General features: G+C 61.5%; 15 protein-coding genes and 2 tRNA genes. 6 read left to right on the forward strand and 11 right to left on the reverse strand.

All coding sequences use genetic code 11. The features are described from left to right. Nucleotides 1-22: 22 nt before the first annotated feature. A complete protein-coding gene (locus tag CQ007_RS11405) occupies nucleotides 23-1,057 on the forward strand; it encodes a methionine synthase (RefSeq protein ID WP_105645949.1) in 1,035 nt (344 codons plus the stop codon). A 114-nt stretch (nucleotides 1,058-1,171) separates the two neighbouring features. After that, nucleotides 1,172-1,681: a flavin reductase family protein gene (locus tag CQ007_RS11410; protein WP_105645950.1), complete on the forward strand. Its 510-nt coding sequence runs from the start codon at nucleotides 1,172-1,174 to the stop codon at nucleotides 1,679-1,681. A gap of 166 nt (nucleotides 1,682-1,847) precedes the next feature. Here CQ007_RS11410 and CQ007_RS11415 read toward each other — a convergent pair. The 10 genes from CQ007_RS11415 to CQ007_RS11460 form a co-directional block, all read right to left on the reverse strand. Further along, nucleotides 1,848-1,923, reverse strand: a tRNA-Thr gene (locus CQ007_RS11415). Nucleotides 1,924-2,240: 317 nt separating this feature from the next. Continuing rightward, nucleotides 2,241-3,548, reverse strand: a complete 1,308-nt coding sequence (locus CQ007_RS11420) for a methyltransferase (protein WP_105645951.1) — start codon at nucleotides 3,546-3,548, stop codon at nucleotides 2,241-2,243. Next, nucleotides 3,529-4,206, reverse strand: a complete 678-nt coding sequence (locus tag CQ007_RS11425; RefSeq protein ID WP_105646047.1) for an ABC transporter permease — start codon at nucleotides 4,204-4,206, stop codon at nucleotides 3,529-3,531. Before CQ007_RS11425 ends, CQ007_RS11420 begins: the two co-directional genes overlap by 20 nt. A 20-nt stretch (nucleotides 4,207-4,226) precedes the next feature. Further along, nucleotides 4,227-4,919: an ABC transporter permease gene (locus CQ007_RS11430; protein ID WP_105645952.1), complete on the reverse strand. Its 693-nt coding sequence runs from the start codon at nucleotides 4,917-4,919 to the stop codon at nucleotides 4,227-4,229. 54 nt (nucleotides 4,920-4,973) lie between these two features. Continuing rightward, nucleotides 4,974-5,726, reverse strand: a complete 753-nt coding sequence (locus CQ007_RS11435) for an ABC transporter substrate-binding protein (RefSeq protein ID WP_105645953.1) — start codon at nucleotides 5,724-5,726, stop codon at nucleotides 4,974-4,976. Then, entirely contained in the window at nucleotides 5,723-6,505 is a 783-nt protein-coding gene (locus CQ007_RS11440; RefSeq protein ID WP_105645954.1) for an ABC transporter ATP-binding protein, read from the reverse strand. The genes CQ007_RS11435 and CQ007_RS11440 overlap by 4 nt, the downstream gene beginning before the upstream one ends. 257 nt (nucleotides 6,506-6,762) lie before the next feature. Then, nucleotides 6,763-6,838 (reverse strand) — tRNA-Phe (locus CQ007_RS11445). Between the two features lie 97 nt (nucleotides 6,839-6,935). Beyond that, entirely contained in the window at nucleotides 6,936-7,208 is a 273-nt protein-coding gene (locus CQ007_RS11450) for an oxidative damage protection protein (RefSeq protein ID WP_105645955.1), read from the reverse strand. Nucleotides 7,209-7,394: 186 nt separating this feature from the next. Further along, nucleotides 7,395-8,444: an A/G-specific adenine glycosylase gene (mutY, locus tag CQ007_RS11455; protein ID WP_105645956.1), complete on the reverse strand. Its 1,050-nt coding sequence runs from the start codon at nucleotides 8,442-8,444 to the stop codon at nucleotides 7,395-7,397. Beyond that, nucleotides 8,441-10,627: an AsmA family protein gene (locus CQ007_RS11460; protein WP_158256759.1), complete on the reverse strand. Its 2,187-nt coding sequence runs from the start codon at nucleotides 10,625-10,627 to the stop codon at nucleotides 8,441-8,443. The genes mutY and CQ007_RS11460 overlap by 4 nt, the downstream gene beginning before the upstream one ends. Before the next feature lie 160 nt (nucleotides 10,628-10,787). Here CQ007_RS11460 and hisB point away from each other — a divergent pair, with 160 nt between their 5' ends. From hisB to hisF, 4 genes are all read left to right on the forward strand, one after another. Next, the gene (gene hisB / locus CQ007_RS11465) at nucleotides 10,788-11,381 is read left to right on the forward strand and encodes an imidazoleglycerol-phosphate dehydratase HisB (RefSeq protein ID WP_105645958.1); all 594 of its coding nucleotides are present in this window, start codon (nucleotides 10,788-10,790) and stop codon (nucleotides 11,379-11,381) included. Then, nucleotides 11,382-12,020 (forward strand): imidazole glycerol phosphate synthase subunit HisH, encoded by a 639-nt coding sequence (gene hisH, locus CQ007_RS11470; RefSeq protein ID WP_105645959.1) that lies wholly within the window; start codon nucleotides 11,382-11,384, stop codon nucleotides 12,018-12,020. It begins immediately after the preceding gene. A 51-nt stretch (nucleotides 12,021-12,071) separates the two neighbouring features. Next, entirely contained in the window at nucleotides 12,072-12,809 is a 738-nt protein-coding gene (gene hisA / locus CQ007_RS11475) for a 1-(5-phosphoribosyl)-5-[(5-phosphoribosylamino)methylideneamino]imidazole-4-carboxamide isomerase (RefSeq protein ID WP_105645960.1), read from the forward strand. A gap of 350 nt (nucleotides 12,810-13,159) precedes the next feature. Continuing rightward, nucleotides 13,160-13,933 (forward strand): imidazole glycerol phosphate synthase subunit HisF, encoded by a 774-nt coding sequence (gene hisF, locus CQ007_RS11480; RefSeq protein ID WP_105645961.1) that lies wholly within the window; start codon nucleotides 13,160-13,162, stop codon nucleotides 13,931-13,933. Between the two features lie 197 nt (nucleotides 13,934-14,130). Here hisF and CQ007_RS11485 read toward each other — a convergent pair whose 3' ends face one another. After that, the gene (locus tag CQ007_RS11485) at nucleotides 14,131-15,087 is read right to left on the reverse strand and encodes a divergent polysaccharide deacetylase family protein (RefSeq protein ID WP_105645962.1); all 957 of its coding nucleotides are present in this window, start codon (nucleotides 15,085-15,087) and stop codon (nucleotides 14,131-14,133) included. Between the last annotated feature and the right edge of the window lie 11 nt (nucleotides 15,088-15,098).

Here is a 15,098-nt window from a genome sequence, read left to right on the forward strand (position 1 = left end):
TCAAGACACAAGATCATCTATCATGAAAAAATTGTTACCCACTTCAACTGCTGGCAGCCTACCTAAACCCTCCTGGCTGGCACAACCGGAGACACTGTGGTCACCCTGGAAATTGCAGGATGAGGAATTAGTCGAGGGCAAACAGGATGCCTTACGTTTGTCACTGCAAGAGCAACAGCAGGCAGGTATTGATATTGTCAGTGATGGCGAGCAGACACGCCAACATTTTGTCACCACGTTTATCGAGCACCTCAGCGGCGTTGATTTTGAGAAACGTGAGACCGTTAGAATTCGTGATCGCTATGATGCGAGCGTACCGACGGTCGTGGGTGCTGTTACTCGTCAAAAGCCGGTTTTTGTTGAGGATGCCAAGTTTTTACGTCAGCAGACCAGGCAGCCCATAAAATGGGCCCTGCCAGGTCCCATGACCATGATCGACACGCTGTATGACAGCCACTATAAAAGCCGCGAAAAACTGGCGTGGGAATTCGCCAAAATCCTCAATCAAGAAGCCAGGGAATTGGAAGCCGCCGGGGTTGATATCATCCAATTTGATGAGCCCGCATTCAATGTCTTCTTTGATGAGGTGAATGACTGGGGGGTTGCCACCCTGGAAAAGGCAATTGAAGGTCTTAAATGTGAAACTGCTGTACATATTTGCTATGGCTATGGCATCAAAGCCAATACAGATTGGAAAAAGACGCTGGGATCCGAGTGGCGACAATATGAAGAAGCTTTTCCCAAGCTGCAGAAATCCAGTATCGATATAATCTCGCTGGAATGTCACAACTCTCATGTTCCAATGGATCTGATTGAACTCATTCGGGGTAAGAAAGTGATGGTAGGGGCCATTGACGTGGCAAACCATGCGATTGAAACACCAGAAGAGGTCGCCAATACCCTACGAAAAGCACTTCAGTTTGTAGATGCCGACAAGCTCTATCCTTGTACCAACTGTGGCATGGCCCCCTTACCTCGTCGAGTAGCGAGAGGCAAGCTAGCTGCTTTGAGTGCAGGCGCAGAAATCGTCCGAAGAGAACTCTCGAACCAGTGCTGAGCTAAAGTCGGAAGTGGTGTACGGAGGGGATTGGGCAGTAGTCAGCCAAAATTACCGGCCTGCTTCAGGCCCTCCTTGACACTTTCGAGCTGCACCCAATATTCAGGACCTACCATGTCACTTTCCAGTACTGCTATCGAGCCATTGAGCTTTCGCGAAGCGCTCGGGCACTACGCATCCGGCATCACGGTGATTACATCGCATCTTGATGGCGAGCCGATTGGCTTCACTTGCCAGTCGTTCTATAGCGTGTCGATGAGTCCGCCGCTGGTGTCATTCAGCGTTAAGTCCAGCTCGTACAGCTATCCCAAAATTCGCCAGGCAGGTCGATTCGGAGTCAATATCCTGTCAGATGAGCAGGTCAAGATTTCCAACCAGTTCGCTCGGCAAGGCACGGACAAATGGCACGGAGTCGAATGGCAGGCATCGCCGCTGGGTAATCCGATCATTGCCGGCAGCCTGCACTGGCTTGATTGCGAAATTCACGCCGAACACGCCGCAGGTGATCACCTGATCGTGATTGGTGAAGTGAAAGCGCTAAACCTGCAAGAAGCTGCTGCTACGCAGCCCTTGCTGTATTTCAAAGGACAATACTGCAACCTCGCCGCGCATAGCGCGGTTTGAGCACTTGCCTTCGCTGGTCGCGAGGGCAAGCGCAGCCTGGAGCTGGCCTACGCTTTCCCACAAGGACGCCCTGAAAGACCTGCAGACCCTTCACAAAGCTGGACCCAACCTGGGGCTGAAACCCAAAAACGAAAAAGGCCCGCATTTCTGCGGGCCTTTATCTGTATGGTGCCGGCACCAAGAGTCGAACTCGGGACCTACTGATTACAAGTCAGTTGCTCTACCAGCTGAGCTATACCGGCGCGGGTTTGCATTATATAGAGTCGGTGCAATCTGTAAAGCATTGCAGGGTGGGTAGCGGCAAAATTGTCCTGCTTTCCCCCTCTTTTCCACGCCACCTCACTTGTGCATTACTTCTCGAGCTTCACTTGACATTGACCACATAACCCCTTGTTTAATCAACATTATCCACCCTGTACATTTTTTGTACTGATATCTGCAGGCCACGTGGCACAAGGCTCACGACCGGTTACCAAGCGCTCATCAACATAGTTATGCACAACAGTCGGGGATAACTGTGAAGTAACGAGTTCTGTGGATAACTCTGTGTGCAAGCCGTTCACAGCGTGGGGGCGGTCTGTGCACTGCATCTTTCAGCCACCAGCAGCAGATTGCGCGGCGTGAGCTGATATTCACAGAACTGACCCAGGCGTACCTGATATCCCATCTGTTCGAGGTAGAGCGCACGATCCAGCAGCAGCCAGACTTCCAGCGGGCGGCGGAACAGGCCGGGCAGCAGTTCCAGGTTGCGTACCTGCGCCAGCCGTTGCCAGCCCTGCTCTTCCAGCTGTTCCCAGCTGTCCGGTTCCCGCAGTTGCAATTGATGATGTGCAGCCAGGTCCCGGCAGAAATGGGCGATCCCCTGCCCCAATGCGCTTTGCGGGCGCGACGGGGTCGGCAGGTAGCGGTCGATGCCCCGCGCCTGTCGCTGCCAGATATCGAAAGCCAGCCGCCAGGCCATGGACTGGTCGCGCAGGCGACGCACGCGCTGGCCAGCGGTAATGCTTTCCTGCAGTGGCAAGCCAAGATCATCGCGGGTCAGGCGCAATTGCCCGGCCCGGGCGATGGATGACAGCGGCCGATACTCGGCGCTGTCGATACGGTTGTAGCAGCAGGGCGAAACCGCCAACTGGGCACAGCCCTGGGCGACGGCCTGCTGCAGCAGCGTCATGTGCAATTGTCCACAGGCGTGCAGGGCGACGATGCTGTGTTCGGGCTGCAGCTGCTGCCAGGCGTATGCCTCCAGCACATCAGCGTCCAGGTGCTGGCTGGCTACACCCAGTTGGCGGCCCAGTTCGGCCCCCTGGCGATTGAGTGCCGCGTCCCGCTCCAGGCAGGTCAACGGCTGACCGCCCTGCCATGCCAGCAATCGTCCCAGGTGACCCTTGCCGGCGCACCAGTCCAGCCAGTGTTGCGTGGGTTCTTGCCATCCCAGGCGGACACAGGCTGCAAAGCGGGTGATCTGCTGCCATTTGCGCCCGGGAATGTGCCGGCTGAGCAGCTCTACTACATGGCTCTTGCTTGTCGTCGAGCAGGCGCTCGACAACCCCAGGGGGCGCCCTGGCACGCTGAAAGAGTCAGCATCATGCCACTGGGGCAGCTCCGTCAACTCAATGGAGCGCCGCGCCAGGCTGGCGAAGGGCTCGGGGGCGTCCAGTAACTGTGGTTGGTTATGCGCGGCCTCAGCCTGCTCCAGCGTGCGCCCGCGCAGCCAGGTGGCCAGCTCGGGCCAGTCGGCTTCCCAGGGCAATTGCGGGGTGGTGAAGGGTTTGGCGCGCCAGAGCGCCTGGTGCTGATGCAACCAGGCGTCCAGCTGGCTGAAGCGGGCAGCGTAATCGGTGCCTGCTTCAGCGGTTGCGGCTGGCATCCACTTTCAGCCAGCGCTCGACCAGCTTGAACAGCTGGGTGAACACCAGGGTGATGACCAGGTAGATCAGGCCGGCGATGAGGAAGAACATCTCGTACTGGTAGGTGCGTGCGTTCAGCGTACGTACCACACCCATGATGTCCAGTAGGGTAACGGTGTACACCACGGCGCTGGCCTTGAGCATGAGGATCACTTCATTGCCGTAGGCCGGCATGCCGATACGGATGGCCCGTGGCAGGATGATGTGCTGCAACGCCTGGCGCCGGGACATGCCCAGCGCCCGGGCCGCTTCCACCTCGCCCGGCGGCACCGCCTGGATCGCCCCGCGCAGGATCTCGGCGATATAGGCAGCGGTATGCAGGGTCATGGTGATCAGCGCGCACCAGTACGGCTCGCGCAGGTAGGGCCACAACACGCTGTCACGCACTACTTCGAATTGCGACAGGCCGTAGTACACCAGGAACAGCTGCAGCAACAGTGGCGTACCGCGGAAGAAGAAGATGTAGCTGTATGGCAGCGCGCGGATGTACCAGTGCCTGGATGCCCTGCCCAACCCCAGCGGAATGGCGAAGAACAGCCCGACCACCACGGCGATGCCCACCAGTTGCAGCGTCACCAGGGTGCCGTCCCACAGCATCGGCGCCCAGCGCACGATCATTTCCCAACGTTCGGCCCAGGTCACAGTTCAGTCCTCGTGTAGCCCCGGTTGGCCCGATACTCGAACCAGTGCAGCGCTCCCATGATGATCACGGTCAGGCCCAGGTAGATGAGCGCCGCCATGAAGTAGAAGGTGAAGGGCTCCTTGGTGGCGTTGGCCGCCACCTGCGCCTTGCGCATGATCTCTTCCAGCGAGATCAGCGATACCAGCGCGGTGTCCTTGAGCATGATCAGGTACAGGTTGCCCAGTCCCGGCAGGGCCACACGCCACAGCTGCGGCAGGGTGATGCGCCAGAAGATGCGCAGGCGCGACATGCCCAGTGCCAGCCCGGCCTCACGCTGCCCCGGTGACAACGACAGCAGCGCGCCACGGAACACCTCGGTGGCGTAGGCACCGAAGCACAGGCCCAGGGCGATGGTGCCGGCGGCGAAGGGGCTGAGGGTCAGGTAGGGATTGCCGAAATGACTGCCGATCCAGTTCATCAGCGAGGTGGTGCCATAGTAGGCCATCAGTACCCAGAGGGTTTCGGGTACGCCGCGCACCACCGAGGTGTAGAAGCCACCCATGCCGCGCAGGGTGGTACTGCCGGAGATCTTGGCACTGGCGCCAAGCAGCCCCAGCAGTAATCCCAGGGCCACCGAAGCCAGGGACAAACGTATGGTCATCCAGGTCCCTTCAAGCAGGGCTGGACCAAATCCGTGCAAATCGAGCATGAGCGTCAGGTCTGTTGAGCAGCGAAACCGGGCCCCGCAGGGCCCGGTCGGCCATCAGTAAATGCTGAAGGGGAAGTATTTGGCGTTGATCTTCTCGTAGGTGCCATCATCGACGATGGACTGCAGCGCCTCGTTCAACCGTTCGCGCAGCGGGTCGCCCTTGCGTACGGCGATGCCGATCTTGTCGTCATCGAATACCGGCTCGCCCTTGAACTCGAAGTTGGCACCGGCGTCGCTCTGCAGCCATTCGTACTGTACGAACACGTCGGCCAGCACGCCATCGATGCGGCCGGAGGCCATGTCCAGATAGGCGTTCTCCTGGGTGTCATACAGGCGGATGCTGACCACATCGCCCAGGTTCTCTTCCAGCCACTGACCGGCGATGGTGGCGCGCTGGGCGCCGATGGTCTTGCGCTTCAGGTAGTCATTGTCGACCTTGAAGTCGCTTTTCTTCGGCGCGACGAACTGCAGCTTGTTGGTGTAGTAGGGATTGGTGAAATCAACCGCGCGCTTGCGCTCCTCGGTGATCGACATGGAGGCGACCAGGAAGTCGAAGCGGCGAGTGTTCAGCGCCGGGATGATACCGTCCCAGTCGGAGGTGACCACACTGCATTCAGCACCCATTTTCTCGCACAGGGCGTGGGCGATATCCAGGTCGAAGCCTACTACCTTGCCGGTGTTGTCGATCTCGTTGAAGGGGGGATAGGCGCCCTCGGTGCCGATGCGCAGCTTTTCCGCTGCCACTGCCTGACCGCCGAGGAAGACGGCGGCCAGTGCCGCCAGCAGAACTGCCTTGTAGTTTTTCATCGATACTGCTCCTTCTTGTGGCTGGACATGAATTGCCTGCAACGCTCGGAATGCGGGTCATCGAAGACCTGCTCCGGAGTGCCGATTTCTTCTACCTGTCCTTTGTGCAGAAACACGACCTGACTGGACACTTGACGGGCGAAACCCATTTCATGGGTCACCAACAGCATAGTACGTCCTTCGTCGGCCAGCGCCCGGATCACCATCAAAACTTCGTGGACCATTTCCGGATCCAGAGCCGAGGTCGGCTCATCGAACAGGATCACCTGCGGCTGCATCGCCAGGGTCCGGGCAATCGCGGCGCGCTGCTGCTGGCCGCCGGACAGTTGCGCCGGGAAGGCGTGGCGCTTGTCGGCGATGCCGACCTTTTCCAGAAACACCTCGGCGGCGGCGATGGCATCGACCTTGGACTGGCCCAGTACCCGACGCGGTGCCTCGATGATGTTGTCGAGGATGCTCATGTGCGGCCACAGATTGAAGCTCTGGAAGACGAAGCCGACCCGGGCGCGCAGGCGGTTGATCTGGGCATTGTCGGCCGCCACCAGCGCGCCATCGCGAGCCGGCTTGAGCTTGATCTCCTCGCCGGCGACCAGAATCTGGCCGGCGTGCGGGTTTTCCAGCAGGTTGATACAACGCAGCAGGGTGCTTTTGCCGGAACCTGAGGAGCCGAGGATGGAGATCACGTCGCCGTCGCGGGCCACCAGATCAACACCCTTGAGTACCTCAAGGTCTCCATAGCGCTTGTGCAGGTTACGCACTTCGAGAGCAGGGGGTGTCACGTGTCGTTATTCCATTTTGGTGCAGCGGCACCAGCCAGTTGAGCCGGACGCAGGAACCGGGCCCGTCGCCAATTTCATCTGCAGCATTGCTGTCATGCGGCAAAGCTAGCACAGCCGCTGGGTTCGACCAAGAATCCGTTGCCTCGGCCCGACCAAAGCCACTGGCTGCGCCCGGTGTGGCATCGCATCGACCGTATGGTCACTGATGACAAACCAATAAAAAAGCCCGCGGGCATGAGCCAGCGGGCTTGGAATAATGGTGCCCAGGGACGGAATCGAACCGCCGACACGGGGATTTTCAATCCCCTGCTCTACCGACTGAGCTACCTGGGCAACGGGGCGCTATTAAACGATTCAAGGCCGAGCATGTCAAGCATCGGCCGCAGATATTTTCACTTTTTTCAGCTGCTTAGGATCCGCCCCAGCAAAATCAGGACTCTGGCGGAACATAACCTTCGGCCTGGGCGTAGTCCTCACCGGCCAGAAACTTGTCCATTTCCTGCTGGATGAACTTGCGATCCTCGGCATCCATCATGTTCAGGCGCCGCTCATTGATCAGCATGGTCTGATGGGCCTGCCACTCATCCCAGGCCTTCTTCGATACGTCATTGAAGATCGCTTCGCCCTTGGGGCCGGGATAAGGCGGCCGATCGAGGCCGGGCAGTTCCTGCTTGTATTTGCGACATAACACCGTGCGCGACATGGCTAATCTCCTCTCATCAAACATCTTTTCTCTGGTCATTGCGAGAAGCGCAGCGACGCGGCAATCCATTACTCGGAGCACCCGTCATCCACTGGATGACCAGCCCCGTGGATTGCCACGCCTCTTCGAGGCTCGCAATGACGGTATTCTGTGTGACAACGCGTCACCACGGGGGAGCAGGCTTTCTCATCCGACACAAATATGCTCAACCCGCTTGAGCAGTTTGCTGACCGGCGCAGCCAGCCCCAGGCGGGAAGGTTGGCGCAGGTTATACCAGACCTGCCCGGCTTCGGCCACGGCCGGGGTCGGAACCACCCGCACCAGCAGCGGCTGGATATCCAGATGGAAGTGACTGAAGGTGTGCCGCAGCGGCTCCAGCGTCTGCTGTTCCTGCGTCTGCCAGCCCAGGCGCTGCAACAGGTCGGTCAGTGCATGCTGATCATCCAGTTGCGGTGGGCACCAGAGACCGCCCCACAGGCCGCTGTCGGGGCGGCGCTGCAGCCAGATGTCCCCATCCGGATTGACCAGCAGCGGCATCACGCACTGGCGCACCGGCAGGGCCTTGCGCGGCTTGGAGTTAGGGTACAGGGTGGGCTGCCCCAGCCTGCGCCCCTCGCAACCGGCCTGCACCGGGCACAGCAGGCATGAGGGCTTGCTACGGGTGCACAGGGTGGCGCCCAGGTCCATCATCGCCTGGGTGTAATGATTGAAGCGCTGCTGCGGCGTGTAGCGCTCGGCGATCTGCCACAGACGATCATGCACCGCCTTCTCGCCGGGCCAGCCATCGACCGCGTGATAGCGCGCCAGCACCCGCTTGACGTTGCCATCCAGGATCGCCGCACGCAGCCCCATGCTCAGGCTGGCGATGGCACCGGCAGTGGAGCGACCGATGCCCGGCAATGCCTCCAGCCCCTCGATACTGGCGGGAAATTCCCCGGCGTGCTGACCGACCACGATCTGCGCGGTCTTGTGCAGGTTGCGCGCACGGCTGTAGTAGCCCAGTCCGGTCCACAGGTGCAGCACTTCATCCGGCTCGGCCGCGGCCAGCGCGTACACATCCGGCAGCGCCTGCATGAAGCGCTGGTAATAGGGAATCACGGTCGCCACCTGGGTCTGCTGCAGCATGATCTCCGAGACCCAGACCCGATAGGGATTCATGTCCTGCTGCCAGGGCAGGTCCTTGCGGCCGAACTGGTCGTACCAGGCCAGTACGGCGGAGGAAAAGTCAGTACTCACCGGTTGAACAGCCCCCTGATCGCATCACGCACCGCCGGTGCCTGGTCGCCGAGTTTCTCTTCCAGCTTCTCGCCGACCTTGTCCTCGATCTTGCGTTCCGCCTCGTTGCGCAGCAGTTGACCGGCAATCCGCGTGACGCCCTGGGTATCGACACCGCAGCTCTTGGCGGCGTTATGCAGATAGCCCTCGCAGCGAATCGGCCACTCGATGCCGACATAGCGCTTGTTCACCTGGCAGGCCGGATCGGGCATGTCGCTCTTGTCGCCTTCGAGCAACAGCCCGACGCGGTAATCCAGGCGCTGTTCCGGCAGATTGATATCGCCATTGCCCTTGGCGGCAATCCCCGGCAGCGCGGCGACCAGATCGCGATTGTTGACGTTGCCATTGACGATCTGGAAGCTGCCGCTCAGCTTGTTGAACGGCGTGTTCTCGGCACCGTGGGGTGTGCTCAGCGCTTCGCGATTGGCCAGGGCGATGGCCTGGCACAGCTTCTGCTCCAGGTTCACTCCCAGTAGCGCGCCCTCGGCGACATCGAAACGCACATTACCGTTAAGGCCGTTGATCCAATGGCGCAGGCTGTTGCCCTGGGTCTTGAGGTCCATGTCCAGATTCAGCCTGCCGCGGAATTGCTCGGGGATCTCATAGGCGCGCTGCAGCGCCAGCGAGTCCATGCCACTGAGCTTGCCGTTCAGGCTCAGCGTGGCGGGCACCCGCGCGGCACCGATCGCCGCCGTGGCGGCAAATTGACCACCAAACACACCGCCTTCGAACTGCCGCAGCCGCACATTGCCATCCACCGCTTCGGCTGCCAGCTTGAACGGACTGATGGTCTGGCCGGTCAGTTGCACCTGCTGCAGGTCCAGGCTGCCGATCACATTCAGTCCTGCCAGGGTTTCCATCGGCAATACCGGCTCGTTGCTCCAGGGCTCGGGGGCAGTCTGCGAGGTGCTGCCGCCCTTCGCTGCCGCCGCGGTTGCCGGCTTGTCTTCCGGCGGTGGCAGGTAGTTGTCGATATTCAGGCTGGTGCCCTGCAGCTCGAACCGCAGCGCCTGACGCTCGATATCCGCCAGGCCCATGCTGCCGCTCAGCTCGGTGCCATCCACCAGCAGTTTCAGGTTCCGCAGCATCAGGCTGTTATTGTCACCGTCCAGGCTGGCACTCAGTGCCACCTTGCTCAGGGCATTGGCCTGGGCCATGGCCGGCAGGTTCTGGCCCAGCGCATGCATCAGCGCCCGGGCATCGAACTCGGCCACGTTGATATTGCCCGCCAGTTGCAGATCACTGTCCAGTTGGCTGGCACTCAGCTCGCCGGTGGCTCGCAGGTCGGCCAGCGACAGGCGCAACTGTTTCAGCTCAGCCAGTTGCTGCTGCAGATCGATCACGCTATCGCCCTGCAGCCGCATGCCGACGGCGCGCCCGTTGAACGGGTCGCCACTGGCGTCGAGCTTGAGATCGAAACCGTCCAACCGGTACAGCTCTTTGTCCATATCGAAGCTGGCCACCGTATTCAGATCGATACGCACGCGCATGGCCGGCTGGCCGGTGATCAGCAGGCCGAGGAAGGACACATCGAAGGGCTGGTTCTCCAACAGTGCGCCGGTGCTGAGATTGACGTCCTCGAGCACCAGTTGCTGCGCCGTACGGCGGTCGACATATTCGACCCGGGCATTGGTGATGCGCACGCTTTCCACTGCCACATCCAACCGGCCATGTTCCTGTGCTTCGGCCTCGGCTTCGGCGCGGGTCTGCCCGGCGGCCTCACCGGACGTCTGCGCTTCTCCCTGCGGACCGATGGTCGACCAGTTGGCCACGCCGTTCTCGTCGACTTCCAGGTTCAGGCGGATGTCATCCAGGATCACGTCGCTCATGCGCAGCTGTTTACGCAGCAGCGGCAGCACCTCCACACCAAGCCCCATGCTGCCAACCTCGGCCAGCAGCTTTTCCGGATGCTCGACCGGGGCCAGACCCACCTGCTTGAGCTCGATGCCCAGCCAGGGGAACAGCGACCAGCCGATATCGCCGCCCAGGGTCAGCTCGACATTGGCCTTGTCCCGGGCGGCCTGCTGGATCTGCTCCTTGTAATCGTTCGGGTCGAACATGCGGGTGAGGAAGAACAGCACCCCGATACCCAGGACGACTACGGCCAGCACCACCAGGCCGAGGATCTTGGCTAGTTTTTTCATCACAGCTCCCATGACAGACGTCTGAATGCGTTCAGAGTAAAGCTTGTGCGACAGGCTTGCCACCTCTTCAACCGTCGCCAAAGCACCCCTTTCTATAGCCCAGCCCCATGGCGTACGCGTATAATGCCCGCCCTTGAATGAAATACTGTGGAGAATTGCCATGGAGCAGCGCAAGGCAAGTGTCGAGCGCAACACCTCGGAAACGCAGATCAAAGTGGAGATCAACCTGGACGGTACCGGCCAGGCCCACTTCGATATCGGCGTTCCCTTCCTCGAGCACATGCTGGACCAGGTTGCCCGGCACGGCCTGATCGACATGCACATCGAGTGTCGTGGCGACCTGCACATCGACGACCACCACACCGTGGAAGACGTCGGTATCACCCTGGGCCAGGCCTTTGCCAAGGCCGTTGGCGACAAGAAGGGGCTGCGCCGCTACGGGCACTCCTACGTGCCCATGGACGAGGCGCTGTCGCGCGTGGCCCTGGATTTCTCCGGCCGCCCCGGCCTGCAGATGCATGTGCCCTACACCCGTGCGGTGGTGGGACGTTTCGACGTCGACCTGTTCCAGGAGTTCTTCCAGGGCTTCGTCAACCATGCGCTGGTCACCCTGCACATCGACAACCTGCGTGGCATCAATACCCACCACCAGATCGAGACGGTGTTCAAGGCCTTCGGCCGCGCCCTGCGCATGGCCGTGGAGATCGACCCGCGCATGGGCGATCGCATCCCCTCGACCAAGGGTTCGCTGTAAATGGGCTCAGTCGCCGTCATCGACTACGGCATGGGCAATCTGCACTCGGTTGCCAAGGCACTGGAGCATGCCGGTGCCCGCCAGGTAGTGGTCACCAGCGAGCCGCAGCAGCTTCTCGATGCCGATCGGGTCGTGCTGCCAGGCGTGGGTGCCATCCGCGACTGCATCGGCGAGCTGCGCCGCCTCGGCCTGGACCAGGTGGTACGCCAGCTGGTCACGGAGAAGCCGCTACTGGGCATCTGCGTCGGCATGCAGATGCTGCTCGAGCGCAGCGAGGAAAACGGTGGTGTCGAGGGTCTGGGCCTGTTTCCCGGCGAGGTGAAGTTCTTCGGCGATGAACTGCGCGAGCAGGATGAACGCCTGAAAGTACCGCACATGGGCTGGAATCAGGTCAAGCAGACCATCGACCACCCACTGTGGCACCGCATCGAACAGGATGCCCGCTTCTATTTCGTGCACAGCTACTACGCCCGCCCGGGCAAGACCACGCAGATGGCCGGACGTTGCCACTATGGCGTGGATTTTGCCGCCGCGCTGGCCCAGGACAATATATTCGCCACCCAGTTTCACCCGGAAAAAAGCCATACCAATGGCCTGCAGCTGCTGCAGAACTTCCTGGCCTGGGACGGGCGCTGGTAAATCCGAACGGCAGGTCATGCGCCTGCCGCTCCCTTTCTGAAGGAAACAGTGATGCTGATCATCCCCGCTATCGACCTCAAGGACGGCGCCTGTGTACGCCTGCGTCAGGGCCTGATGGACGACGCCACGGTGTTTTCCGACGATCCGGTGGCCATGGCCGCGAAGTGGGTCGAGGCTGGCTGCCGCCGCCTGCATCTGGTTGACCTGAACGGTGCCTTCGAAGGCAAGCCGATCAATGGCGAGGTGGTGACCGCCATCGCCAAACGCTACCCGAACCTGCCGATCCAGATCGGTGGCGGCATCCGCTCCCTGGAAACCATCGAGCATTACGTGCGCGCCGGGGTCAGCTACGTGATCATCGGCACCAAGGCGGTGAAGCAGCCGGAATTCGTCGGCGAAGCCTGCCGCGCCTTCCCCGGCAAGGTGATCGTTGGTCTGGATGCCAAGGATGGCTTCGTCGCCACCGACGGCTGGGCCGAGGTCAGCGAGCTGCAGGTGATCGACCTGGCCAAGCGCTTCGAGGCCGATGGCGTCTCCGCGATCGTCTATACCGACATCGCCAAGGACGGCATGATGCAGGGCTGCAATGTGGAAGCCACCGCTGCGCTGGCCAATGCCACCAGCATTCCGGTCATCGCCTCCGGCGGCATCCACAATCTGGGTGATATCCAGAGCCTGCTGGACGCCCGCGCCCCCGGCATCATCGGCGCCATCACCGGGCGGGCCATCTACGAAGGCACCCTGGATGTGGCCGAAGCCCAGGCGTTGTGCGATCGAGCGCAGGGCTGATAGCTGATATTCAAACCCTATCGTCATTGCGAGCCACCTGGTGGCGCGGCAACCCATGAACCCGGCTCGGCTCCTGCGCCAGTGGATTGCCACGCCTTCGGCTCGCAATGACGCTGCTGCGGGATTACCCTAGGGTCTGTTGACGTTTCATTGCAGGCCCGGCCCTTCGGGTTGCGCGTCAAATCTCGCCATGCGTCGTTGTGGGACTTGGCAAGGGAATGACCATTGCCTGCGCCCCACGCCTAGCGGATCGCCGCCCGGCCTTGCGAGATTTGACGCGGCAACGCGGCTTGCAATGAAACGCCAACAGACCCTAGCCATCAATGCAGATACGGAATCGGAGACCCCTCATGACGCTGGCCAAACGCATCATCCCCTGCCTGGACGTGGAAAATGGCCGCGTCGTCAAGGGCGTGAAGTTCGAGAACATCCGCGACGCCGGTGATCCGGTGGAGATCGCCCGCCGCTACAACGAGCAGGGTGCCGACGAGATCACCTTCCTCGATATCACCGCCACCCATGAAGGGCGTGACACCACCCTGCACACCGTCGAGCGCATGGCCAGCGAGGTGTTCATTCCGCTGACCGTCGGTGGTGGCGTACGTACCGTGCAGGACATTCGCAACCTGCTGAATGCCGGCGCGGACAAGGTATCGATCAACTCCGCAGCGGTGTTCACCCCCGAGTTCGTCGGCGAGGCGGCTGATCGCTTCGGCTCGCAGTGCATCGTGGTGGCGATCGATGCCAAGCGCGTTTCCGCCGCAGGCGAAGCCCCACGCTGGGAAATCTTCACCCATGGCGGGCGCAAGCCCACCGGGCTGGACGCGGTGGAGTGGGCCAGGAAGATGGAAGCGCTCGGTGCCGGCGAGATCCTGCTGACCAGCATGGACCAGGATGGCGTGAAGAGCGGTTACGACCTGGGCGTGACCCGCGCCATCAGTGACGCGGTGGGCGTGCCGGTGATCGCCTCCGGCGGTGTCGGCAACCTGCAGCATCTGGCCGATGGCGTACTGCTCGGCGGCGCCGATGCGGTGCTGGCGGCCAGCATCTTCCACTTCGGCGAATTCACCATCGCCGAAGCCAAGGCCTATATGGCCGAGCGTGGTATCGAGGTGCGGCTGTAGGCGGGCAATATGGGGTGTAGCGCCCTCGGTCCGCGTTCGGGCGCTACGCCTGCGCCGCCAGTCAACTGGCGAAAGCCCATCGTGGCGGGCGGTGCGGCGATCCGACGCCGCTCCCACAAACCACCCAACCAGCCTGCCTGTATCAATTCTGTCGGATCGCCGCACCGCTCGGGACGATAGCGGGCCGGCAGGCACCTTCAACGCCGATACTTACGGGCCAACAACTCCTCCACACTGACCACCTCTACTCCCTCGTCCCGCAGCAGATCACCGGCCAGCCGCCGCTCCAGATAATCCAGCGTCTGCGCATAGGGATGGCCGATGATCAGCGCCGTACCCTGCCGGCGCGCCAGCGCCAGAGCCTGGTTGAAGGCGCCGCCGATCGCCTCCGGCGTGCGCTCGTTGTCGAGAAACACGTCCCGCGACAGGTGCCGCACACCCGCCGCCTCGGCGGCGAAGGCAGCCTGGGTATCTCGGGTGGTGCGGCTGTCGATAAAGAACAGTCCACGCTCCCTGAGCACCTGCATCACCCAGTCCATGGCATCGCGTTCGGCGGTCAAACGGCTGCCCATGTGGTTGTTGATACCCTGGATCGGCATGAAACTGTTCAGGTTGGCGTGCAGAATCTGCTCCAGCTCACCGCGCGGCATGCCGACGTAGAGACCACCGGGCCCGATTGACAGCCCCGCACCGTTTTCCATCGGCTGGTGCAGCATCACCGTCTTGCCGGCAACCCCGGCCTCATCGGCCAACCGCTGGGCGGCCTGGGTATGCGGTAGTATCGCCAGCGCCACCGGAGTCGGCAGGGCGATGATGCGCCGGCCCTGGGCCAGGCTGTGACCGACGTCGTCGATGATGATGGCAATGGCCGGAGTGGCCGCAGCATCGATCACGGGCGTGATCGATGCTGGTTCAGGCAGCGGCTGCGACAGTATTTCCAGCTCCGGTTCCAGCGTTTGTGCGGCCTCGGCCCGGTCTGCATGCTCCAGCTCCAGCCAGCGCGCCCGCAACTGGTCGTAATAGGCCGAATCCGCCTCATCCACAATCAGTTGCGTGGTCGCCTCGGCGCTCTCCCTACTGTCAATAGCTGGCGAATCAGGCTCGCTACAGGCTGCCAGCAGCAGTGTCAGCAGCCCGATTATCCAGACCTCCATCAAACATCGGG

Source organism: Pseudomonas sp. MYb185, assembly GCF_002979975.1.
Taxonomy (GTDB): domain Bacteria; phylum Pseudomonadota; class Gammaproteobacteria; order Pseudomonadales; family Pseudomonadaceae; genus Halopseudomonas.

Coding starts and splice junctions, on each gene's coding strand:
- CQ007_RS11405 (WP_105645949.1), top strand. CDS start 23: ATGAAAAAATTGTTACCCACTTCAACTGCTGGCAGCCTACCTAAACCC.
- CQ007_RS11410 (WP_105645950.1), top strand. CDS start 1,172: ATGTCACTTTCCAGTACTGCTATCGAGCCATTGAGCTTTCGCGAAGCG.
- CQ007_RS11420 (WP_105645951.1), bottom strand. CDS start 3,548: ATGCCAGCCGCAACCGCTGAAGCAGGCACCGATTACGCTGCCCGCTTC.
- CQ007_RS11425 (WP_105646047.1), bottom strand. CDS start 4,206: ATGATCGTGCGCTGGGCGCCGATGCTGTGGGACGGCACCCTGGTGACG.
- CQ007_RS11430 (WP_105645952.1), bottom strand. CDS start 4,919: ATGCTCGATTTGCACGGATTTGGTCCAGCCCTGCTTGAAGGGACCTGG.
- CQ007_RS11435 (WP_105645953.1), bottom strand. CDS start 5,726: ATGAAAAACTACAAGGCAGTTCTGCTGGCGGCACTGGCCGCCGTCTTC.
- CQ007_RS11450 (WP_105645955.1), bottom strand. CDS start 7,208: ATGTCGCGCACGGTGTTATGTCGCAAATACAAGCAGGAACTGCCCGGC.
- CQ007_RS11460 (WP_158256759.1), bottom strand. CDS start 10,627: ATGAAAAAACTAGCCAAGATCCTCGGCCTGGTGGTGCTGGCCGTAGTC.
- hisB (WP_105645958.1), top strand. CDS start 10,788: ATGGAGCAGCGCAAGGCAAGTGTCGAGCGCAACACCTCGGAAACGCAG.
- hisH (WP_105645959.1), top strand. CDS start 11,382: ATGGGCTCAGTCGCCGTCATCGACTACGGCATGGGCAATCTGCACTCG.
- hisA (WP_105645960.1), top strand. CDS start 12,072: ATGCTGATCATCCCCGCTATCGACCTCAAGGACGGCGCCTGTGTACGC.
- hisF (WP_105645961.1), top strand. CDS start 13,160: ATGACGCTGGCCAAACGCATCATCCCCTGCCTGGACGTGGAAAATGGC.
- CQ007_RS11485 (WP_105645962.1), bottom strand. CDS start 15,087: ATGGAGGTCTGGATAATCGGGCTGCTGACACTGCTGCTGGCAGCCTGT.